The sequence below is a fragment of the Bradyrhizobium sp. Ken01 genome (assembly GCF_055807355.1).
Genome location: NZ_JBVVPC010000001.1, coordinates 279,224 through 299,237 on the forward strand (window position 1 = coordinate 279,224; position 20,014 = coordinate 299,237).

16 protein-coding genes and 1 riboswitch are annotated in these 20,014 nt (G+C 65.0%); of the genes, 13 read left to right on the plus strand and 3 right to left on the minus strand.

Features of this window, described 5'->3' with window-relative positions; all coding sequences use genetic code 11:
• Nucleotides 1-5: 5 nt before the first annotated feature.
• Nucleotides 6-1,058 carry a nicotinate-nucleotide--dimethylbenzimidazole phosphoribosyltransferase gene (gene cobT, locus AC0L3S_RS01280; RefSeq protein WP_473277840.1) on the plus strand — a complete coding sequence of 351 codons (1,053 nt, stop codon included), beginning with the start codon at nucleotides 6-8 and terminating at the stop codon, nucleotides 1,056-1,058.
• Here the strand turns inward: cobT and AC0L3S_RS01285 are convergent, their stop codons facing one another.
• Entirely contained in the window at nucleotides 1,059-1,631 is a 573-nt protein-coding gene (locus tag AC0L3S_RS01285) for a histidine phosphatase family protein (protein WP_473277841.1), read from the minus strand.
• 72 nt (nucleotides 1,632-1,703) lie between these two features.
• Nucleotides 1,704-1,905, plus strand: a riboswitch (cobalamin riboswitch).
• A gap of 117 nt (nucleotides 1,906-2,022) precedes the next feature.
• On the opposite strand from AC0L3S_RS01285, the gene AC0L3S_RS01290 reads away from it, so the two are divergent.
• The 7 genes from AC0L3S_RS01290 (at nucleotide 2,023) to AC0L3S_RS01320 (ending at nucleotide 12,901) form a co-directional block, all read left to right on the plus strand.
• Entirely contained in the window at nucleotides 2,023-4,371 is a 2,349-nt protein-coding gene (locus AC0L3S_RS01290) for a TonB-dependent receptor (protein ID WP_473277842.1), read from the plus strand.
• Between the two features lie 11 nt (nucleotides 4,372-4,382).
• Nucleotides 4,383-5,810 (plus strand): PepSY domain-containing protein, encoded by a 1,428-nt coding sequence (locus tag AC0L3S_RS01295; protein ID WP_473277843.1) that lies wholly within the window; start codon nucleotides 4,383-4,385, stop codon nucleotides 5,808-5,810.
• Nucleotides 5,811-6,270: 460 nt separating this feature from the next.
• Nucleotides 6,271-8,280, plus strand: coding sequence for a hydantoinase/oxoprolinase family protein (locus AC0L3S_RS01300; RefSeq protein WP_473277844.1), 2,010 nt, complete (start codon nucleotides 6,271-6,273; stop codon nucleotides 8,278-8,280).
• The gene (locus AC0L3S_RS01305) at nucleotides 8,277-9,857 is read left to right on the plus strand and encodes a hydantoinase B/oxoprolinase family protein (protein ID WP_473277845.1); all 1,581 of its coding nucleotides are present in this window, start codon (nucleotides 8,277-8,279) and stop codon (nucleotides 9,855-9,857) included. The genes AC0L3S_RS01300 and AC0L3S_RS01305 overlap by 4 nt, the downstream gene beginning before the upstream one ends.
• Nucleotides 9,858-9,867: 10 nt before the next feature.
• Nucleotides 9,868-11,163 carry an aminotransferase class III-fold pyridoxal phosphate-dependent enzyme gene (locus AC0L3S_RS01310; RefSeq protein ID WP_473277846.1) on the plus strand — a complete coding sequence of 432 codons (1,296 nt, stop codon included), beginning with the start codon at nucleotides 9,868-9,870 and terminating at the stop codon, nucleotides 11,161-11,163.
• 131 nt (nucleotides 11,164-11,294) lie between these two features.
• A complete protein-coding gene (locus AC0L3S_RS01315; protein ID WP_473277847.1) occupies nucleotides 11,295-12,227 on the plus strand; it encodes an N-carbamoyl-D-amino-acid hydrolase in 933 nt (310 codons plus the stop codon).
• A gap of 5 nt (nucleotides 12,228-12,232) precedes the next feature.
• Nucleotides 12,233-12,901 carry a flavin reductase family protein gene (locus AC0L3S_RS01320; RefSeq protein ID WP_007608557.1) on the plus strand — a complete coding sequence of 223 codons (669 nt, stop codon included), beginning with the start codon at nucleotides 12,233-12,235 and terminating at the stop codon, nucleotides 12,899-12,901.
• Here the strand turns inward: AC0L3S_RS01320 and AC0L3S_RS01325 are convergent.
• On the minus strand, nucleotides 12,898-13,560 hold the full coding sequence (locus tag AC0L3S_RS01325) for an aspartate/glutamate racemase family protein (RefSeq protein WP_473277848.1): 663 nt from the start codon (nucleotides 13,558-13,560) through the stop codon (nucleotides 12,898-12,900). The two genes, AC0L3S_RS01320 and AC0L3S_RS01325, sit on opposite strands and share 4 nt — an antisense overlap.
• A 56-nt stretch (nucleotides 13,561-13,616) precedes the next feature.
• On the opposite strand from AC0L3S_RS01325, the gene hydA reads away from it, so the two are divergent.
• The 4 genes from hydA to AC0L3S_RS01345 are packed head-to-tail and all read left to right on the plus strand — an operon-like array spanning nucleotide 13,617 to nucleotide 18,261.
• On the plus strand, nucleotides 13,617-15,086 hold the full coding sequence (gene hydA, locus AC0L3S_RS01330) for a dihydropyrimidinase (protein ID WP_473277849.1): 1,470 nt from the start codon (nucleotides 13,617-13,619) through the stop codon (nucleotides 15,084-15,086).
• A gap of 16 nt (nucleotides 15,087-15,102) precedes the next feature.
• Nucleotides 15,103-16,077 (plus strand): NAD-dependent epimerase/dehydratase family protein, encoded by a 975-nt coding sequence (locus tag AC0L3S_RS01335; protein WP_473277850.1) that lies wholly within the window; start codon nucleotides 15,103-15,105, stop codon nucleotides 16,075-16,077.
• A 1-nt stretch (nucleotide 16,078) separates the two neighbouring features.
• A complete protein-coding gene (locus AC0L3S_RS01340) occupies nucleotides 16,079-16,828 on the plus strand; it encodes an SDR family oxidoreductase (RefSeq protein ID WP_473277851.1) in 750 nt (249 codons plus the stop codon).
• Nucleotides 16,825-18,261 carry an NAD(P)-binding domain-containing protein gene (locus tag AC0L3S_RS01345; RefSeq protein WP_473277852.1) on the plus strand — a complete coding sequence of 479 codons (1,437 nt, stop codon included), beginning with the start codon at nucleotides 16,825-16,827 and terminating at the stop codon, nucleotides 18,259-18,261. Before AC0L3S_RS01340 ends, AC0L3S_RS01345 begins: the two co-directional genes overlap by 4 nt.
• Here the strand turns inward: AC0L3S_RS01345 and AC0L3S_RS01350 are convergent.
• Nucleotides 18,224-18,442 carry a hypothetical protein gene (locus tag AC0L3S_RS01350; RefSeq protein WP_473277936.1) on the minus strand — a complete coding sequence of 73 codons (219 nt, stop codon included), beginning with the start codon at nucleotides 18,440-18,442 and terminating at the stop codon, nucleotides 18,224-18,226. The two genes, AC0L3S_RS01345 and AC0L3S_RS01350, sit on opposite strands and share 38 nt — an antisense overlap.
• On the opposite strand from AC0L3S_RS01350, the gene AC0L3S_RS01355 reads away from it, so the two are divergent.
• A complete protein-coding gene (locus tag AC0L3S_RS01355) occupies nucleotides 18,381-20,000 on the plus strand; it encodes an ABC transporter substrate-binding protein (RefSeq protein WP_473277853.1) in 1,620 nt (539 codons plus the stop codon). The two genes, AC0L3S_RS01350 and AC0L3S_RS01355, sit on opposite strands and share 62 nt — an antisense overlap.
• The last annotated feature ends 14 nt before the right edge of the window (nucleotides 20,001-20,014 follow it).

Below are 20,014 nucleotides of genomic sequence, written 5' to 3' on the forward strand. Positions count from 1 at the left end.
GCAGCATGCTCCCCGAATGGGTCACCCAACAATGCCCCGATATCTCCGCAGTCCACCGCGAGGCGGCGGTGGCGCGGCAGGCGCAACTGACGAAACCGACCGGCGCGCTCGGCCGGCTCGAGCAGCTCGCGATCGAGCTTGCGGGCCTGCAAGCAACCGATCAGCCGCGCGCGGCGCGGGTGCCGATCATCATCTTCGCCGGCGATCACGGCATCGTCGCGCAGGGCGTCTCGGCCTATCCGCAAGAAGTGACCATCGCGATGCTGGCGAATTTCGCCTCCGGCGGTGCCGCGATCTCGGTGCTCGCGCGTGAGCTAGGCTCCAGCCTTCAGGTTATCGACGCCGGCACGCTGGCGCAGGAGGAGATGGCTGGAATCGTGACCGACAAGCCGCGCAACGGCACGCGCGATTTCAGCGTCGAAGCTGCGCTCACCCCCACGGAGCTGGCATTTGCGTTCGAAGCCGGCCGACGTGCAGTGACCCGCGCGCAGGCCGGCCAGCCCGATCTTTTGATCTTCGGCGAAATGGGCATCGGCAACACCACGACTTCGGCGGCGATCGCGGCCGGCTTGCTCGGCGTGAGCGCGGAGGAGATCGCGGGCAGCGGCACCGGCATCGACGCGGCTGGCCGTGCGCACAAGGCGCGGGTGATCGACGCTGCGATCGCGCGCCATGGCATTGCAGGCGCTTCGCCCGAAAAGATCCTGTGCGCCGTCGGCGGCCTCGAGATCGCGGCCATCTGCGGTGCAATCATCGCAGCAGCGCAGCGCTGCATCCCCGTGTTGATCGACGGCTTCATCGTGTCGGTCGCGGCGCTGGCGGCGGCGCGGCTCAACCCGTCGTGCCAGCCGTTCCTGCTGGCTTCGCACCAGTCGGCGGAGCAGGGACATCGGCTGGTGCTTCGCGCGCTGAACGTGCAGCCGCTGATCAGCCTCGATCTCAGGCTCGGCGAAGGGTCGGGCGCGGCCATCGCGCTGCCGCTGGTGCGGTCGGCCTGCGCCCTCCACAACGGCATGGCGACCTTTGCGCAGGCCAATGTGCCTGATCGTCCCGCCTGATCAAATCATCGGTTGATTGACGCAGACGACGCGCCAGCCGGTCGCGAGCCGGTCGATCCGCGTCAGCGACAGCGGATCGATCACAAAGCGCAGGGCCGCCTGTGGCGTCAGATCCAGCGCGATGCACAGCGCCGCGCGGATCGTGCCGGAATGCACGACGAGCGTTGCGGCCCCGGTGCCGATCTTCGACAAACCTAGCCGGGCGCGCGCGACCTGTTCCTCAAAGCTTTCGCCGCCCGGGGGCCGTCCGCGCGCCGCATCGTTCCAGAACCGTGCATAGGCCTCGCCACCGGTCGCGGCGAGTTCGTCATGCCGACGGCCGGTCCAGTCGCCAAAATTCTGCTCACTGAATTCGTCCAGCTGCAACGGCTCGAGCCCCAGCGCGCGGGCCGTTTCGACCGTGCGCCGCGACGGGCTCGCATAGCTCGCGGCGTCCCGCGGCAGGCGCTGCCGCAGCGCCTCCAGCTGCGCGCGATCGCCGAGATCGGCCGGCGCGTCGGCCGCATGGATCGTCCCCGTGACGCCATCGACGGGCGCGTGTCGTATCAGCCAGAGGAAGGTCTCGCCTTCCATGCTTATCTCCAGGGAAATTGGTCGCCGTGGCACTAACGCCGCAACTGGCACATTGACTCCGTCTGGATCGTAATCCTAGATGCTCGCGACGGTTTCCCCGAGAGGGGATGAAAAGGGAATGCGGTGCGGGGACATTGTCCCCAATGCCGTGGCTGCCCCCGCAACTGTAAGCGGCGAATCTTGCGTCACGTGCCACTGGGTGTCTCGGTCCCGGGAAGGCGACGCAAGGTACTGACCCGCGAGCCAGGAGACCTGCCGTCAGCCGTGGTCACACGCGAAGATGTCGGTCGGGGAGTACAGACATTCGGCTTCATCGGAAGGCTTATAAGCCCGAAGATGGGACCTTGGTTCGCTGTGACGTGCCACTGACGTCATACCGAGGTCCAAGACCGTGTCTCCTGTTCGTATTGTACGACCGCGCGCGTTCCTGCTCGCATCCGCCGTGCTGACATCCTTTGCCGTGCTTGATCCGCCCGCCGCGCTGGCGCAGCAGGCCCGCGAACCTCTGCCGCCGGTCGAGGTAACGCCCGCCCAATCCCGCAAGCCGGCCAAGCCCGCCGCGCGGGAGGCGCAGGGCCCGCGCCGCGCGGCTGCGCGCAGGCCAACGGTCGCATCTGTAACGCCTAAGCTTGTCGTGCCGACCGCGGCAGCACAGACGCCGCTCAACACCAATGCCGTTGCGGAAAGCGCCTCGCGCCTTGGCCTGACCGTGCGCGAAACGCCCGCGACCGTGGAGGTGATCTCGGCCGCAACCATGCGCGAGCAGGGCTACCGCACCGTGTCCGACGTCGCGCAGGGCGCGGTGGGCGTCACATCCGGCGACAATCCGGCCGAGCCTTCGGCTTTCTCCATGCGCGGCTTCACCAACAGCCAGATCAACACGCTCTACAACGGCATCAAGATCGGTCCGCAGAACATGACCTCGCGGATCACCGACACGGCCAATCTGGAGGCCGTCGAATTCCTGAAGGGTCCGGCGTCGCTGATGTCAGGCGAGGGCGCCGCCGGCGGCGCGATCAACTTCGTCACCAAGCAGCCGCACACCGGTCCGATCCGGAACGAGGCGGATTTCTCCTGGGACTCACTGAACTCGTTCCGGGCGCATTACGGCTCGGGCGGCAGCACCAATGTGCAGGGGCTCGATTATCGCTTTGACGTCAGCCGTTCCTCGCTCAACGGCTTTGCCGACGACACCAACACCAAGACGCTCGACGTGTCGGGCCAGCTCAACTACCGCATCTCCGACAGCCTCAAGGTCTGGAGCGCCATCGAGTACCGCGAGGATCGCTCGAAAGCCTATTGGGGCGTGCCGCTGGTGCCGATCGCCTTCAGCGGCTCGCATGCGACGACGGGCATCGTGTCCGGCAGTTATTTCAACAAGACTGATCTTGGGGCCGTCACGATCGACGACCGCACCTTCAACACCAACTACAACGTGCTCGACAACAAGAACGTAGCGAAGGAGGTCTGGCTGCGCGGCGGTTTCGAGCTGAAGCTGGCGCCCGACCTGACGCTGAAAAGCCAGGCCTATGGTTACGGCGCAGAGCGCACCTGGTTCAACAATGAGATCGAGGCGTTCAATTCCGGTACGAACCTGGTGGACCGTGAGCGCTTCTATGTCGCGCACAGCCAACGCCTGGTCGGCAACATCACCGACTTGATCTGGGATGCGAATATCGCCGGCTTTGACAACCGCTTGGTCACGACGCTGTCCTCAAGCTATCTTGATTTCGTGAGGCCGGGCGCCGCGAATTTCCCCGGCGATTCCGTTCCACTGGTCGATCCGCCTCGCGGCTATTACGGCCTGCTCACCATTCAGCAGCAGACTGCGCGCATCGATAATGAGGCGCTGTCATTCGAGGACCGGCTGAAGCTCACGCGCAGCTTTTCGCTAGTCGGCGGCCTGCGCGTCGAGCATATCGGGCTCGACCGCAATTCGACCGACAAGTTCGGTCTGGAGAAGGCGAACTTCCCGTTCTCGCAATCGTGGGCCCCGACCACCGGCCGTATCGGCTATACGTGGGAAGCCGTTCCGGGCCTGACCTTCTTCAGCCAATATGCGACCGGCGCCGACATCGCAGCCAACAACATCTTCCTGCTCAATCCGACCGATCCGCTCAACCTGACCACCGCGCGCACCTATGAGACCGGCGTCAAGCATCTGTTCTGGGACAACCGGGCGGAGTGGTCGTTCTCGGCCTACGACATCCTGCGCAAGAACGTCTATGCCGCGGCCGGCGGCATGCAGCTCAATCTTGCCGGACGGCAGGAATCGAAGGGCGTCGAGCTTGCGGCGTCCGTGCGTCCGATCGAGCCTCTGCGTCTCTGGGGCAACATCGCCTATGTCGATGCGCGCTACGCCGACTACGATTTTGTCGGCGGCTCGTTCTCCGGCAACACGCCGCCGAACGTGCCGCGCGTCGTCGCCAACGCCGGCGCGTCGTACCGGTTCTTCACGCCCTGGGCGGTCGAGCTCGGCATCACCGGCCGCCATGTCGGCGACCGCTACAACACCGATGCCAACACCGTGACGTTGAAGGCCTACACCGTCGCGGACGTCTATGCTTTCGTCGACATCCCCAAGACCGTGTTCAATGCGGTCGATCAGGCCCGCCTGACCTTCCGGGTGCGCAACATCGCCGACAAGCGTTACGCGATCTGGGGCGATCCGTTCTATCCCGACCAGATCCTGCTGGGCGCGCCGCGCACCTATGAAATCTCGGCCGCGTTCAAATGGTAGGACGCTGATCGATGATGCGCGCGATCGTCCTGCTGCATCGATGGCTCGGGGTCGCGTTCTGCCTGCTGTTCGCGATGTGGTTCGCGACGGGAATCGTGATGCACTTCGTTCCGTTTCCGTCGTTGACGGAATCTGAACGCTTTGCCGGGCTCGTGCCGCTGGCTAGCGCGCAGATGAAGATCACGGTCGCCGACGCGGTGGCTGCGAGCGGGATCGCGGATGCGACACGCGTTCGCCTGATCCAGCGCAGCGACGGACAGGTCTATGTCGTCTCGGGGCCGTCGCGCGCGGGCGCAGTCCGCGCCTCCGATGGGGCCGACGCGTCGGTCAAATCATTCGACGTCGCGCTAGCCATCGCGCGAGATCACGCACGCAGCCGTGGGCTTGATGCCGCGCGGGCCGCGATCGTTGCGCGTTCGGACTACGATCAATGGAGCGTGCCGAACGGCTTTGACCGCCACCGGCCCTTGTTTCGGGCTGCCCTGGGCGACTCCGCGGGAACGGAGGTCTATGTCTCCTTGCTCACTGGCGAGATCGTCCTGGATACGACGCGCAGCGAGCGCGGATGGAATCTCGCCGGAAGTGTGCTGCACTGGATCTATCCAACAGTCCTGCGAAGCAACTGGTCGTTGTGGGATCGGGTGGTCTGGACCTTGTCGCTGCTGGCCCTGATCGCGGCTTTGCTAGGCGCTGTGCTCGGACTTGCGCGGATCAAACCTCAAAGCGGCCTGATCGGTTCACCCTATCGCGGCTGGCATGCGCTGCATCATCTCGTCGGACTTGCGGCGATGCTCTTCGTGCTGACCTGGATTTTCAGTGGCTGGCTCTCCATGGATCACGGCCGGCTGTTCTCGCGTGGGCAATTGACCTCGGCTGAATCCAGCGTGATGAACGCTGCACCAAACTGGGCGGCGGCTGTATCGCTCGATCGGCAGCCTGTGTCGCCGTCGGCCCGTGAAATCGAATGGTTTGCCTTCAACGGCAATCTCTATCGGCGGGATCGGACGGGCCTTGCCGGTCAGACATTGATCAAGGCAGGGGATGTGCCCCGCGATGGACCAACGGGATTTCTGGATGTGCACGAGGTCCAGGGGCTGACCGCGCACCTCGCGGCCGGCTGCGGCGTACCGTCTGTACTTGCCGGCAATGACGACTATCCCGCGCAGTCCACCGTTCCGGGTGCCCCGGTCTACCGCTCCTACTGCGGCGACCTCTGGTTCGACATCGACGGCGCCAATGGCAATGTGCTGCAAAGGCTGGATTCGTCGCGGCGGGCTTATCGCTGGTTCTACGGCGCGCTGCACACGCTGGATTTTCCGGTCCTCGTCGCGCATCCGTTGCTGCGCGACTGTTTGGTCGTCGGGCTCTGCGCCCTCGGCTTTCTGTTCTCCATCACCGGCATCGTCATCGGCTGGCGCCGCCTGGTCGCGATGCGTTGAGCGGGCAAAACCACCGCTTACTGATCGTACAATAAAGAGAGGCTGAGCCGACTGCCATGCATAGCTCATAAGCAATCGCATGGCCCGTAGCGCCGGTCGATCGCCTGCAAATTAGACAGTGCGTGCGCGGCGCGCGGATTGCAGTGCAGCGGATGTGGCGTTTCGTCCGGGAAAATTCGTGGTGCGCTGCACTTGTCACGCGTGGAACGATCCACACAGACCTGCTCTCCATGCGGGCAGCGCTGCACTAAAATGTGCCTCGGCGCGCCGCGCTGGTTGCGGACCGGTCCTGTGCGTTGCGACAACTCTGGCCCTATCCCGAGCCCGTCGCTCTGTCGCACACTCGCAAGCGGTGGCATGACAGGGGATGATGATGAGCGCTCTCGGATTGCGATTGAACCTGGCGATGGACGGGAAGCACCCGGTATCCGGTTCAAACGTCGTCCGCAGCTGACGCCAAATGAGCACCGACGAAAATCACTGGGAGGTCGGCACCGATAGCGGTGGCACCTTCACCGACATCATCGCGATCCGGCGCTCCCCCGCGGAGGCGCGGATCGCGAAAGTGCCATCACGCCCGCAGGCTCCGGTTCAGGCGATGCTGGAGGCGATCGACGCGGTGGGCCTGCGCAAGAGCGAGGTCAGGCGCTTCGTCCACGGCACCACGCGCGTAACCAATGCCATCGTCGAGGGCAGGCTGCCGAAAGTGGCGCTGGTGGCGACCGAAGGCTTTGCCGACGTGCTGGAGATCGCGCGCTATCGCCGCCGCGATCTCTACCGTCTCGACATCCCGCCGAAATCGCCGCCGCTGGTGCCGCCGGAACGATGTTTTGGCGTCGCCGAGCGCCTCGATCATGAGGGCCGGGTGCTGAAGGCGCTGGAGGAATCGGAGATCGAGCGCCTGGTCGCGTGGCTGAAAACGACCGGCGTGCAGAGCGTCGCGGTCGCGCTGCTTCACGCCTATGCCAATCCCGTCCACGAGAAAATGCTCGGCGAACGCCTCAAGGGCGTCGTTGCCCACGTCTCGCTGTCGCACGAGGTCAATCCCGAGGCGCGCGAATACGAGCGGACTTCGGCGACCGTGTTCAACGCGGCCGCCATGCCGATCGCGGTGGAATATCTCAGCGAGCTGGAGCAGCGGCTGCCGATCGGCCCGGGCCTGCAGGTGTTTCATTCGGCCGGTGCCATGGTCCCGATCGCGGCCGTGAAGCGGCGGCCGCTGGTGATGGCGATGTCGGGCCCCGCGGCCGGCGTCTCCGCATCCGTCAGCATCGCGCGTCAGCTCGGCACGTCGCGGATGCTGACGTTCGACATGGGCGGCACCACGACCGACGTGTGCCTGATCGTCGACGGCCAGGCCGAGATGACAGACGGCCGCATGCTCGGCGACAAGCCGCTGCGCCAGCCGATGCTCGCGGTTCACTCGATCGGGGCGGGGGGTGGATCGATCGTGCGCCATGGTCCCGGCGGCCTGACGGTCGGACCGGAAAGCGCCGGCTCCGAGCCGGGACCGGCCTGCTACGGCCGCGGCGGTACCGAGCCGACCATCACCGACGCCAACGCCGTGCTCGGCTATCTCAATCCCGAAACCAGGCTCGGCGACCGGATCGGAATCGATATCAAGGCAGCCAGTGATGTCATCGCGCCGATCGCGCGCGCTCTGGGGCTGAGCCTGACCGAAACCGCGCTCGGCATCATCAAGGTCGCGAACGCGACAATGGCGCGTGCGCTCCGCCGCGTCACGGTCGAGCGCGGCATCGACGGGCGCGACTGCACGCTGCTCGCCTTTGGCGGTGGCGGCCCGATGCACGCCGCGGGCCTTGCCGATCTCTACGGGATTGCCGAGGTGGTCGTTCCCAGCGCGTCGAGTGCGTTTTCGGCGCTGGGTTGTCTCACCGCCGATTTCAGCTTTCTCCAGCAGCAAACCCTGCGCGCTGCGCTCGACCGCATCGACATCACCCGTGTATCCGAGCGGATCGGGGTGCTGATTGAGGATGCTTCGGCGCCGCTCATCGCCAACGGCGTTGCCGAGACCGAGATTCGGGTCGAGCTGGTGGCCTTGATGCGCTACGCGGCGCAGAACGACGCTATTCCGGTGCCGTTCGCGCGGCCGCTCGACGTCATCGCGCTGAAGAAGGACTTTCTGGCACGGCACCACGAGCTGTTCGGCTACGCGACGGGCGAGAGCTGCGTCATCGAATCCGTGCGGGTGCAGGCACGCCGTCCATCGACGACCGTCGTGAGCCGGCCGGCCGTTGCGGTCAGAGCGGTCTCCAAAGGCGAGCGCATCTGCTCGTTCGACGGCTTTCACGACGTCGCCACACGCATCATCGACCGTGCCTCGCTGACCGAAATCGTCAGCGGCCCGGCCATCATTGAAGACGCATGGTCGACCGTGGTGGTCCCGCCCGGCTGGCAGGCGAGGCCGGATGTTTCAGGCAATCTGTTCCTGACGCGGGTGGCCGCATGAAGCTCGATCCGTTCGTCGTCGAGGTCATCAGGCACGGGCTCTCGGCCGCGGCCGAGGAGATGAGCCTGGTGATGACGCGCTCGGCGCGCTCGCCGCTGCTGCGCGAGGCCGGCGATCTTTCGTCGGCGATCACGGACGGCCGCGGCGACCTGGTCGGGCAGGGGCGCGACATCCCGATCCATCTCGGCGCAATGGCCTATACGGTGCTCGAATTGCTGAAAGTGGTGCCACGGGACAGCCTGAACGACGGCGACGCACTGATCTACAATGTCGGCCCGCTCGGCGGCAATCATCTCAACGACGTCAAGGTCGTGCGGCCCGTCTTCGTCGACGGCGAGATCGTCGCGTTCGCGGTCAGCCTCGCGCATTGGCCCGATATCGGCGGCACCTGGCCCGGCAGCTATTTTGCGAAAGCCATCGACACCTTCCAGGAGGCGATGCGCATTCCGCCGGTTCTGATCGCCACGGCAAGCGGCGTCAATACGCCGATCGTGCAGCTGCTCAAGGCCAATGTTCGGGATGCCGAATCCTGCGAGGGCGATCTTCTCGCTCAGATCGCCGCAACGAAAGCCGGTGAGAAGCGCATCGTCGAGCTCTGTCGCGAGCACGGCAAGGCGCTCTTCACAGCGGCGCAGTCGCGCCTGCACGATCTCTCCGAAATCGAGATGCGCGAGGCGTTGCGCGATCTGCCTGATGGCGTCTACGAGGGCGAGGATTATCTGGACGACGGCGGCGTCAACGAGGCGCCTGCGCGCATTCACGTCAAGATCACCATCGCCGGCGACGAAGCGACCTTCGACCTCTCGGGAAGCTGCGACCGCGTCTCGAACTTCTGCAACACGACGCCGTTCATGGCCCGCTCTGCGGTTGCCTATGCCGCGCGCATCATGAGCGGGCGCGACATGAACCAGAACGCGGGCGCGCTGCGGCCGCTGACCATCGTCACCCGCCCTGGCTCGATCCTGGAGCCGGGGTGGAATGCCTCGGTCGCGGCCGGCAACCACGAGACCTCGATGCGCATCGTCGATGCGATCTTCCGCGCCATGCAGCATACCATTCCGGAGCGTCTGTCGGCCGGCGGGGCGACCACGGCGGGCGTCCTCTTCTTCGCCGAACCGCGACAGAACGGTTCGTGGAAGATGCTCTACGAGGTCCACGGCGGTGGCGAGGGCGCGCGGCACGATCGAGACGGCATATCGGCGACGCGGGTGCATCTGTCCAACACCTCGAACACCCCGGTCGAGGTGATCGAGGCGAATTACGCGATCCAAGTCGAGCAGCAGGCCATTCGCCGGCAGTCCGGCGGCCCGGGCGCCCATCGCGGCGGGGACGGCGTCATTCGTAGCTATCGCATCCTGGCCCCGTCGATGCATCTGACCACCTGCATCGAACGCATGGTGATGGCGCCGTTCGGCATGCAGGGCGGTGAGCCCGGCAAGGCCTGCCGCATCTCGCTGATCCGGCAGGGTGCGAACGTCGCGATCGACGGCAAGTCGAACCTGGTGCTGCAGCAAGGCGATCTCGTCACGATCGAGACCTGCGGCGGCGGTGGCTACGGCGCCGAGGCTGCGGAATGAAGGGATTGCAATGAGCAAATTGTTGCGAACCGGGCTGAATGCCGGCGACAGCGCGCCCATGGCCGTGGTCGGGGGCGAGGGCGTCTATTTTCATCTGTCGGATGGTCGCAAGCTCATCGACGGCAGCAACACCGGCGGCGGCCTCGGACATCGTCATCCCGCAATGGTGGAGGCGATCCGCCGCGCCGCGGATACGCCCGTCGTGAACGAGGGGTGGACCTGGGTCGGCCGCGAGCAGGCGGCTGACGATTTGATGGCCACCGCCTTCAAGGGCGAAGAGGATTGGGTCGGTGCGGTGCGCTTCTGTATCAGCGGCAGCGAGGCCAACGACATGGCGCTGTCGCTGTGTCAGGCGTTGACGCAGCGGTCCGCGCTGGCAACGCGCGAACGCGCCTATCACGGCATCACCGGCCTGTCGCGCAGCATCACGGTGCAGCCGCAATGGCATGGTGGCCTCGCTGTGCACTCAGGCGGCTCGAAGCTGCCGGCGCCGATGGCGCCGGTGCGGATATTGCCGGCGCCACAGGGCGCTATCTATGGCGCGCCGGCCAACAATGTTCCCCCCAGCGAATATCTGGCCGATGCCACGCGCCTGCTTTCGGATACCGCAGCGACGATCATCGACTACACGCAAGGCGGCATCTATTACGACGGCGCCTATCAGGACGAGGTGGCGCGGTGCGCGCGGCAGGCTGGCTCCTACTGGATCGCCGACGAAGTGGTGACCGGTGCGGGCCGCGCCGGGCGCTGGTTCGCGTTCCAGGGTGCCGAAAGTCGTCCTGAGATCGTGACGCTCGGAAAATCTCTCGGTGGCGGCGCGGCGGCGGTTGCCGCGGTCGTGGTGTCGAAAGACATCCTCGAACGGCTCAAGGGCACGAGCTGGCAGAATTACGGCACGTTGCGCGGGCATCCCATCAGCATGGCCGCCGTTAGCGCCTATCTGAAGGTCGTCAGCGAAGACAGGATTTTGGAGCACGTGAGGGGCCTCGAAAAGCTGTTCACCCGCCGCCTGCTCGCCATCGCGCAGAAACATCCAAGCGTGCAGCGCGTGGCGGGGCAGGGGCTGCACTGGACCGTGGAGCTGCACGGGCCCGACTGGCGCTCCTGGCGCGCTGACACCACCGAGGTGCCGATTGCCTCGCGCGTCGCGGAGCGGGCGCTGGAAGCCGGCGCCGTGATCGGGACCAGCGGCGAGCAGACCTCGCTGTTCCTCGCGCCGCCGCTCGTGATCTCCGAGCATGAGGCCGGACAGCTTCTGGATGCACTCGACCATGGCCTGGATGTTGCCGACGAGGAGCAGAAGTGAGCGTGGATCATGCAACGCACACCATGCCGATCGGCGGCTGGAAAGTCCTGGCGATGCTGCGTTATGCTGCCGCGCGCCGGCACGTTGTTGAAACTGTAGCTTAGCTCAAAGACATCACCAGGAAATCGCTGATGCGTATCGTCAATGTTGCCGCCGCCCAGATGGGCCCGATCCAGAAAGCGGACAGCCGCGAGGCCGTGGTCAAGCGCATGATTGCGCTGATGGACGAGGCCAAGAGCAAGGGCGCCGACCTGATCGTCTATCCGGAACTGGCGCTCACGACCTTCTTTCCGCGCTGGTACGTGGAGGACCGGGCCGAGTTCGACGTCTGGTTCGAGCGCGAGATGCCGAACGCCGCGACCCGGCCGCTGTTCGAGCGCGCGGCGCGGCACCAGATGGCGATGAATTTCGGCTATGCGGAGCTGACGCCGGATGGGCATCATTTCAACACTGCTGTTCTCACCGACAAATCCGGCAAGATCGTCGGCAAATATCGCAAGATCCATTTGCCGGGCCATGTGGAATACGACACCAAGCGCTCGCACCAGCATCTGGAGAAGCGCTATTTCGAGCCGGGCGATCTCGGCTTCAACGTCTGGCGCGAGCTGGGCGGCATCATCGGCATGGCCATCTGCAACGACCGGCGCTGGCCCGAGACCTATCGCGTGATGGGCTTGCAGGGCGTCGAGATGGTGCTGATCGGCTACAACACGCCGTCGGTGAATGCGGAGAGGAGCGATGAGGGCGTCGAGAAACGCCTGTTCCACAACCGCCTCTCCGCGCAGGCCGGCGCCTATCAGAACGCGACCTGGGTCGTCGCGGTGGCCAAGGCCGGCAATGAGGACGGACACCCGCTGTTTGGCGGCAGCCTGATCGTCGATCCCAATGGCGAAATCGTCGCCGAGGCCAAGACGGAAGAGGACGAGCTGCTGGTCCACCCTTGCGACCTCGACGCCACCACCTTCGGCAAGACCACGATTTTCAATTTCGCGCAGCATCGCCGCATCGAGCATTACGGTCTGATCACGAGCCAGACCGGCGCAGTGCCGCCGCCGGAGAAGTGACGTCGATGGCGGACAAGGGCACATCAGGTATTCCCCTGCGCGAGCTCGATCCGCGCGACCGTTACAAGCTGCTCTGCGGCGTGGTGGTGCCGCGGCCGATTGCGCTGGTGACGACGCTCGATGCCAACGGGGCGGTCAATGCCGCGCCGTTCAGCTTCTTCAACGTGTTCTCGGAGAGCCCGGCGCTGATCGTGCTCGGTCTCCAGCACAAGCCGGATCACAGCCCGAAGGACACCACCCGCAACATCCATCGCGACGGCGAATTCGTGGTTCACATGGTGGACGAGGCTCTGTCGGTGGCGATGAACGACTGCGCGGTGGATTTTCCATCCGGTGACAGCGAGGTCGCCGCGGCAGGGCTGGCGACGCTTCCCTCTGTAGACGTGAAGGTGCCGCGCCTCGCCGCGGCACCCTTTGCGCTCGAATGCCGGCGCCATGTCGCGCTGAATTTTTCGCCCGATCGCGAACTGCTCGTCGGCGAGGTGCTCCGGGTTCACGCCCGCGAGGGCCTGGTCGATGAGGCCAACATGTATGTTGATCTCGACGCCTACCGGCCGATCGGCCGCATGTTCGGCAATCTCTACACGACACAGCGGGATACGTTCGCGCTTGTCCGGGAGAGCCACGCGCAATGGCTCGCGCGGCAGGACGCCAAAGAGCTGAAGGACGCCTAGTGATTCGAGAACTGCACCGTACCCAGCGCCATGGTGACGGCCGCCTGTGTCGGGTCGATCACGGCAATGCCGAGCGCGTCTTCGAGGGGGCGGCGATGGCGCGCCATGCCGGCACAGCCCATCACGATGGCGCGGGCGCCGTCCTCGTCGCGCAGCGCGCGGCCGATTTCGATCATCCTGGCGAGCGTGCCTTCCCCCGAGGCAGTTTCCGCGACGCTCATGTTGAGCGGCCGCTCGCCGGCGAGACGTTCGGTCAGTCCCATCTGCCTGAGATAGCGCATGTGACGCGGGATCGAGCGCTGGGCGATCGCGATGACGCCAAAGGTTTCGGCGCGGGCCAGCGCGGTCAGCACGCCGCACTCGGCGATGCCGAATACCGGCCGTTCGGTGCCTTCGCGGCAGACCTGAAGCCCGGGATCGCTGTAGCAGGCGATGACAAAGGCGGCCGAGCTGTTGTCGCCCTCGACCAGCCGGCGCAGCGGCATCGCGACGCCGTCGACATCGTCCTGGGTTTCAATGCCGAACGGACCCTCGGCCAGCGTCTGGCACACCAGTTCGGGGCCGCCGTCGAAACCGAGCGGCTTCAGCGCGTCCTCCAGCCCCTGCGTGACCGCAGGGTTGGAGTTCGGATTGATGACGAGAATGCGAGGTCGGGACATGCTGGTCTTCCTGCAAAATTTCGATCACTTGGCTTGAGCCTATCATGGAGTGCCTCATGACTGAACCCGCTTACGACCTGATCATTCGCGGTGGGCGCGTCGCGACGACGACCGACGTCTTTGAAGCCGATGTCGCTATCTCCGGCGAGACCATCGCCGCTATCGGGCGTGGACTTCCGTCCGCGAAGCGCGAGATCGACGCCCGCGGCAAGCTGGTGCTGCCAGGCGGCGTCGACAGCCACGCCCATATCGAGCAATTGTCCGCTGCCGGCATCATGAACGCCGACACGTTCGAGAGCGCGACCGTCTCGGCGGCCTTCGGCGGCACGACCACGGTGATCCCGTTTGCCGCCCAGCATGTCGGCATGAAACTGCCGCAGGTGGTTGAGGATTATCACGCGCTGGCGAAGAAGGGCGCCGTGATCGACTACGCCTTTCACATGATCATTGCGGATGCGACCAAGGAGACCGTCGAGGAGCACATTCCGGCGCTGGTGAAGCAGGGCCATGCCTCGATCAAGATCTTCATGACCTACGACCGCCTCAAGGTGGACGACGAGCCGCTGCTGGACATCCTTCTCGCCGCGCGACAGTCCGGCGCGATGTTGTGCGCCCATGCCGAGAACCACGGCATCATCGCCTGGATGGTGAAGCGCCTGCTCGCGCGTGGCTACACGATGCCGAAATATCACGCCGTCAGCCACGCCCGCGTGTCGGAGGCGGAGGCCTTCACCCGGCTGATCGGCATGGCGGCGCTGATCGACCAGCCGATCATGATCTTCCATGTCTCGACGGCGGAAGGCGCAAAAGTGATCCGGGACTCGCGCGGGCAGGGGCTGAAGGTCTTTGCCGAGACCTGTCCGCAATATCTGTTCCTGACCGCAGCCGACCTCGACAAGCCCGGCTCCGAGGGCGCCAAGTGGATGTGCAGCCCGCCGCCGCGGACGCATGCCGACCAGGAGGCGCTGTGGCAAGCGCTGTCGCTCGGCGATCTCCAGACCATCTCGTCGGATCACGCGCCGTATCGTTACGACGAGACCGGCAAGCTGCGCGCCGGTCCCCATCCCAACTTCAAACAGGTCGCAAATGGCCTGCCGGGGCTGGAGTTGCGGCTGCCGTTGCTGTTCGACGCGATGGTGTCGAAGGGGCGGCTCGGCCTGGAGAAGTTCGTCGAGCTGACCTCGACCGCGCCGGCCAAGATCTACAATCTGCATCCGCGCAAGGGTTCGATCGCGGTCGGCGCCGATGCCGATATCGCGATCTGGGATCCCGATCGCGAGACCGTGATCGCCGATGAGATGATGCACGATCTTGCCGGCTACACGCCGTTCGCAGGCCGTAAGCTGAAGGGCTGGCCGGTGTCGGTGCTGTCGCGTGGCCGGGTGATCATCGACGGCAACAAGTGTCTCGCGAGCGCCGGCAGCGGCCAGTTCCTCGCCCGCAGCGGCGGTGAGGCGGCCAAACCGACGGGCCGGCTCGTCGCCGATATGGACCCCGAGCGCAATTTCGGAGCGAAGCTACTGTGACGGCGGATCGCGCGCGATGAAGATCGTCATCTTCGGCGGCACCGGCTTTGTCGGCCTCAATGTTGCCGAGGCGCTGCTCGCGCGCGGGCATGAGGTGACGCTCTATGACCGTAAGCAATTGCCGGCGGGAGCGGAGCGATCGTTTGCCGACTATGGTGAGCGGTGTACGGTTGTTCAGGGCGAGATCACCGACATCGAAAGGATCGACGCGCTTCTAAAGCAGAGGTTTGATACGATCGTCCTTGGCGCCGCCATAACCGCCGGGGATCACCTCGAACGAACCACCACCTCGAGTATCCTCGAGATCAACGTGATGGCTCAGATCCCGATCTTGAGCGCGGCGGTCCGCCGTGGCACTCGGCGCGTGATTAATCTCTCATCCGCTTCCGCCTATGGCGCTGCGGGGCAGCGTCATGCGGTGCTGGACGAGGAGACGCCCTGCGATCCCGTCTCCTTCTACGCGATCAGCAAATTCGCCTCGGAACGATCGGTGGCTCGGCTCGCGGAGTTGTGGGATGGTGACTTTCTCAGTGTGCGTTTGAGCGCGGTGTTCGGTCCGTGGGAACGGATCGGCAAGGTACGGGATACGCCGAGCCTTCAGTTTCAAATCCTGGCCGAGTTCGCCCGCTGCGGGCTGGCGCTCATGCCGGGCGCGGGCGTCAAGGACTGGATTTACGCCCTTGATGCGGCCGAGGCCGTGGCGATCTTGATCGAATCCGAGCGGCCGCGCCACCGGCTCTACAACATCTCCAGCGGTGGGCTACGGCCTGCGCTGCAATGGGGCGAGGCCTTTGCGGCGTTGCATCCCGGCCTGCAATGCCGGCTCGCGGCGCCTGGGGAGAAAACCGTCATCAAGCTGCATGGACCCTATCGCGCGCCGCTGTCGGTGACGCGGATGGCGGATGAATTTGGCTGGCGGGCGCGGTTCGGCTGCGCCGAGTCGGCGGCCGCGATGAGCGCCTGGTTGACGCAGCATAAGGAGTGGATCTGAGATGCGGCTGCAGGGGCGCACGGCCATCATCACTGGAGCCGGCTCCGGCATCGGCCGTGCCAGCGCGAAGCTGTTCGCGGAGGAGGGCGCGCATCTCGCTCTGGTGGATCGCGATGCCGCGGGACTTCAGGAAACGTTGAGCCTGGTTGGCGATGCCATGACGCATGTTGGCGATGTCGGCGATGCCGATTTCGCCGAGGCCGTTGCAAACGACGTCGTGGCACGGCACGGCCGGCTCGACATTCTCATGACCGCGGCCGGCTTCTCCTGCGGCGGCACCGTGTTGACGACGGACCCTGCCGATTGGGACGCGGTGTTCCGCACCAATGTCGGCGGCACCTGGCTATGGGCGCGCGCCGCCGTGCCGCAGATGCAACGGCAGAAGAGAGGTTCGATCATCACGCTGGCGTCACAGCTTGCGATTGCCGGCGGCAAGGGCAACAGCGCCTATATCGCCGCCAAGGGCGCGATTATCAGCCTGACGCGGACGATGGCGGTGGATTTTGCGACGGACGGCATTCGCGTCAACGCAATCGCGCCGGGCGCGGTCGACACGCCGATGCTTCGGCGCAGCTTTGCCCGTCACGCCAATGCGGACGAGGTGCGCGAAACGTCGCGCAACCGCCACGCCATGAAGCGGTTCGGGCAGGCCGAGGAGATCGCGCAGGCGGCGCTGCATCTTGCAAGCGATGCGTCCTCGTTTACCACCGGCACCGTGATGGTGGTCGACGGAGGCTGGCTCGCGGCATGAGTGATGCTCTGACAGAGCTCGAAGTGAGCGTTCACGCCGATCTCGCACGGATCGCGCATCCCGGTGCCGCCTGGCTCGGACCGAAGGCGGGCCCGGACGGCGAACCGGCGCTGGACGTGCTCGTGATCGGCGCCGGCCAATCCGGCATCGCCATCGGCTTCGGCCTGATGCGCTCCCGCGTCAACAATATCCTGCTGCTGGACAAGGCCGAGGAGGGGAAGGAGGGGCCATGGCTCACCTATGCCCGCATGCCGACGCTGCGCAGCCCGAAGGACTATACGGGACCCGACCTCGATATCCCCAGCCTGACCTACCAGTCCTGGCATGAAGCCCGTTTCGGCAAGGAAAGCTGGCAGACGCTGAATCTAATCCTGAGGGAGCATTGGGCGGAGTATCTGCTCTGGCTACGGCGCACGATCGGCTTGCCCGTGCGCAACGGCTGCGAGCTCTTGGAAATCCGGCCCGCGGAAGATGGTTTGCTGGCCGCACGCGTGAAACGTGGCGACGGCGTCGAGACGCTCTTTGCGCGCAAGATCGTGCTGGCGACCGGGCAGGAGGGAATGGGGGACTGGATGATCCCCGAGCCGCTGAGCCATCTGCCCAAGAGCTCGGTCGCAACCGTCGCCGACGACATCGATTTCGAAGATCTTCGCGGCAAGCGCGTCGCCGTGATCGGTGCCGGCGCATCGGCCTTCGACAATGCGGCAACCGCGCTGGAAGCGGGCGCGGCCGAGGTGCACCTGCTTTGCCGTCGTGCGCAGATCCAGGTGATCCAGCCCTATCGCTGGCTGACCTTCCGCGGCTTCTTGCGTCATCTCAGCGATCTCGACGATGCCTGGCGCTGGCGCTTCATGCGCACCATCCTCGAGATGCGCGAAGGCTTTCCGCAGCCAACTTACGATCGCTGCGCAAATCATGCCAATTTCATATTGCACGAGGGCGCGCCGATCGACGCGGCCCGCGAGACCGATCGCGGTGTGGAGGTGCAGACGCCGCACGGCGTCATACCTGCGGATTTCGTCATCTGCGGCACCGGCATCGACATGAACTTTGCCGGGCGCGGCGAACTCGCCACATTTGCCGGCAATATCGCAACCTGGGCCGACCGCTACCAGCCCCCGGAGAGCGAGCGCAACGCGCGGCTCGGCCGCTTTCCCTATCTCGCCGACGATTACGCCTTCACCGAACGTGTTGCGGGCGAGACGCCGTGGATCTCGAATATCCATCTCTTCGCCATCGCCTCCACGATGAGTTTTGGCCCGTCGGGGTCGTCGATCAACGCGATGACGACCGCGGTGCCGAAGCTGGTCAATGGCCTGACGCGCGCCCTGTTTCGTGCCGATGTCGAACGGCACTGGGCCTCGCTCCGCGCCTATGACGTGCCGCAGGCCGTGGTCACGCGGCCGGCGCGAAACATGGAGGAATCGCGATGATCGTCCATGCGCCGCCGCGACAAAGCGTCCACAAGAGCGCATCATGAGACTGGCGCGCAACTTGCTTCTTTCTTGACCTGTCCTGCTGGCGTTCCTGTCGAAAATATTGGGGAAAACGAATGCGTTTTGTGTCTTTCAGGTCGGCAACGTGCTTGCTCGCCACCACCGCGTTGTTGCTCATCGCCACTGCGCCTTCGCAAGCGCAAACCAGAGCCGAGACGTTGCGCTATGTCACCGGCGCATCCGTCAACACGCTCGATCCCAACATCCCGGGCTCGACGCGCGAATCCTTCGCGCTCAGCATGAGCACCTACGACCGCCTGGTGGCGTTCGGCCGCAAGCAGCTCAACGGCAAATGGGTGTTCGATCTCGACAAGATCACCGGTGAGCTCGCCGAATCCTACGACGTCAGCCCGGACGGACTGAAGCTGACATTCCGTCTGCGCAAGGATGCCAAATTCCAGGACGGCTCGCCCGTGACCGCCGAGGACGTGAAATGGTCGCTCGATCGCTGCGTCACCGCGCCGATCCTCGGCAAGGCGCAATTGCTGACGGGCTCGCTGACGTCGGCCGACCAATTCAAGGTGATCGATCCCCTCACGATCGAAGTGACGCTGCCAAAGCCCGACAAGCTCGCGCTGCCGAATCTCGCGACGGTCTACCCGCTGATCATCAACTCGAAGGTCGCCAAGGAGCACGCGACCCCGGAAGATCCCTGGGCCACGGCCTGGCTGAAGGAGCATACTGCCGGCAGCGGTGCTTACGTGATCGAGAGCTTCAAGCCCGGCGAGCAGGTGATCATCAAGCGCAACGAGGCCTGGAACCGCGGCTTGCCCGACAAGCCGGCGTTCTTCAAGCGCGTGATCGTGCAGTCCGTGCCTGAGCCCGCGACCCGAGCCAATCTGGTCGAGCGCGGCGACGCCGATCTCGTCGTCGATCTCCAGGCCAGCGACGTGCAGTCGCTCGAGGCCAAGGGCAAGCTCAAGGTGATCTCGACGCCGCAATACAATTCGATCACCTTCGTCTCGATGAACAACCAGATCCCGCCTTTCGACAACGTCAACGTGCGCCGCGCCGTCGCCTTCGCGCTGCCTTATGACGACATGTTCAAGGCCGCCTTGTTCGGCCGCGGCGCGCCGCTGTTCGGTGCGAATTGGCCGGATGGCAAGCCGCTGAACGGCATCTATCCGTTCCAGGCGCCAGTGAAGACCGATCTCGACAAGGCGAGGGAATATCTGAAGGCCGCCGGCCTCCCGGAGGGTTTTTCGACCACCTTCAGCTTCAACGTCGGTCAGGCCTCGACCGCGGAGCCGATGGCTGCTCTCGTGAAGGAATCGCTTGCCAAGATCGGGATCAAGGTCGACATCCAGAAGCTGCCGGATGCGCAGATGTCGACGCAGATCAACGAGAAGAAGCTGCCTTTGTTCACGGAAGGCATCGTCGCCTGGCTGCCCTCGACCGATTACTTCTATCGCAACTTCTACACCGGCAATCAGCGCTGGAATTACAGCTCGATCAACAATCCGGAGCTGGCCGCGATCGCGCAGGAAGCACGCTTCGAGCCCGACAAGGCCAAGTACGAGGAGGATGGCCGCAAGCTCAACGCGATTCATTTCAGCGAGATGCCGCAGATCCCGCTGTGGCAGCCGAACCAGGACGCCGTGATGGCGTCGTCGATCGAGGGCTATACCTACGAGTTCCATCGTCAGGTCGATTATCGCGATGTCAGCCGCAAGTAATCTCGACATGCAAG

Excerpts from the sequence above, each read along its gene's own strand:
- AC0L3S_RS01305 (WP_473277845.1), top strand. The coding sequence starts at position 8,277 with ATGAAGCTCGATCCGTTCGTCGTCGAGGTCATCAGGCACGGGCTCTCG.
- AC0L3S_RS01320 (WP_007608557.1), top strand. The coding sequence starts at position 12,233 with ATGGCGGACAAGGGCACATCAGGTATTCCCCTGCGCGAGCTCGATCCG.
- AC0L3S_RS01335 (WP_473277850.1), top strand. The coding sequence starts at position 15,103 with ATGAAGATCGTCATCTTCGGCGGCACCGGCTTTGTCGGCCTCAATGTT.
- AC0L3S_RS01340 (WP_473277851.1), top strand. The coding sequence starts at position 16,079 with ATGCGGCTGCAGGGGCGCACGGCCATCATCACTGGAGCCGGCTCCGGC.
- cobT (WP_473277840.1), top strand. The coding sequence starts at position 6 with ATGCTCCCCGAATGGGTCACCCAACAATGCCCCGATATCTCCGCAGTC.
- AC0L3S_RS01350 (WP_473277936.1), bottom strand. The coding sequence starts at position 18,442 with ATGAGCAACAACGCGGTGGTGGCGAGCAAGCACGTTGCCGACCTGAAA.
- hydA (WP_473277849.1), top strand. The coding sequence starts at position 13,617 with ATGACTGAACCCGCTTACGACCTGATCATTCGCGGTGGGCGCGTCGCG.
- AC0L3S_RS01345 (WP_473277852.1), top strand. The coding sequence starts at position 16,825 with ATGAGTGATGCTCTGACAGAGCTCGAAGTGAGCGTTCACGCCGATCTC.
- AC0L3S_RS01315 (WP_473277847.1), top strand. The coding sequence starts at position 11,295 with ATGCGTATCGTCAATGTTGCCGCCGCCCAGATGGGCCCGATCCAGAAA.
- AC0L3S_RS01300 (WP_473277844.1), top strand. The coding sequence starts at position 6,271 with ATGAGCACCGACGAAAATCACTGGGAGGTCGGCACCGATAGCGGTGGC.
- AC0L3S_RS01355 (WP_473277853.1), top strand. The coding sequence starts at position 18,381 with ATGCGTTTTGTGTCTTTCAGGTCGGCAACGTGCTTGCTCGCCACCACC.
- AC0L3S_RS01310 (WP_473277846.1), top strand. The coding sequence starts at position 9,868 with ATGAGCAAATTGTTGCGAACCGGGCTGAATGCCGGCGACAGCGCGCCC.
- AC0L3S_RS01285 (WP_473277841.1), bottom strand. The coding sequence starts at position 1,631 with ATGGAAGGCGAGACCTTCCTCTGGCTGATACGACACGCGCCCGTCGAT.
- AC0L3S_RS01295 (WP_473277843.1), top strand. The coding sequence starts at position 4,383 with ATGATGCGCGCGATCGTCCTGCTGCATCGATGGCTCGGGGTCGCGTTC.
- AC0L3S_RS01325 (WP_473277848.1), bottom strand. The coding sequence starts at position 13,560 with ATGTCCCGACCTCGCATTCTCGTCATCAATCCGAACTCCAACCCTGCG.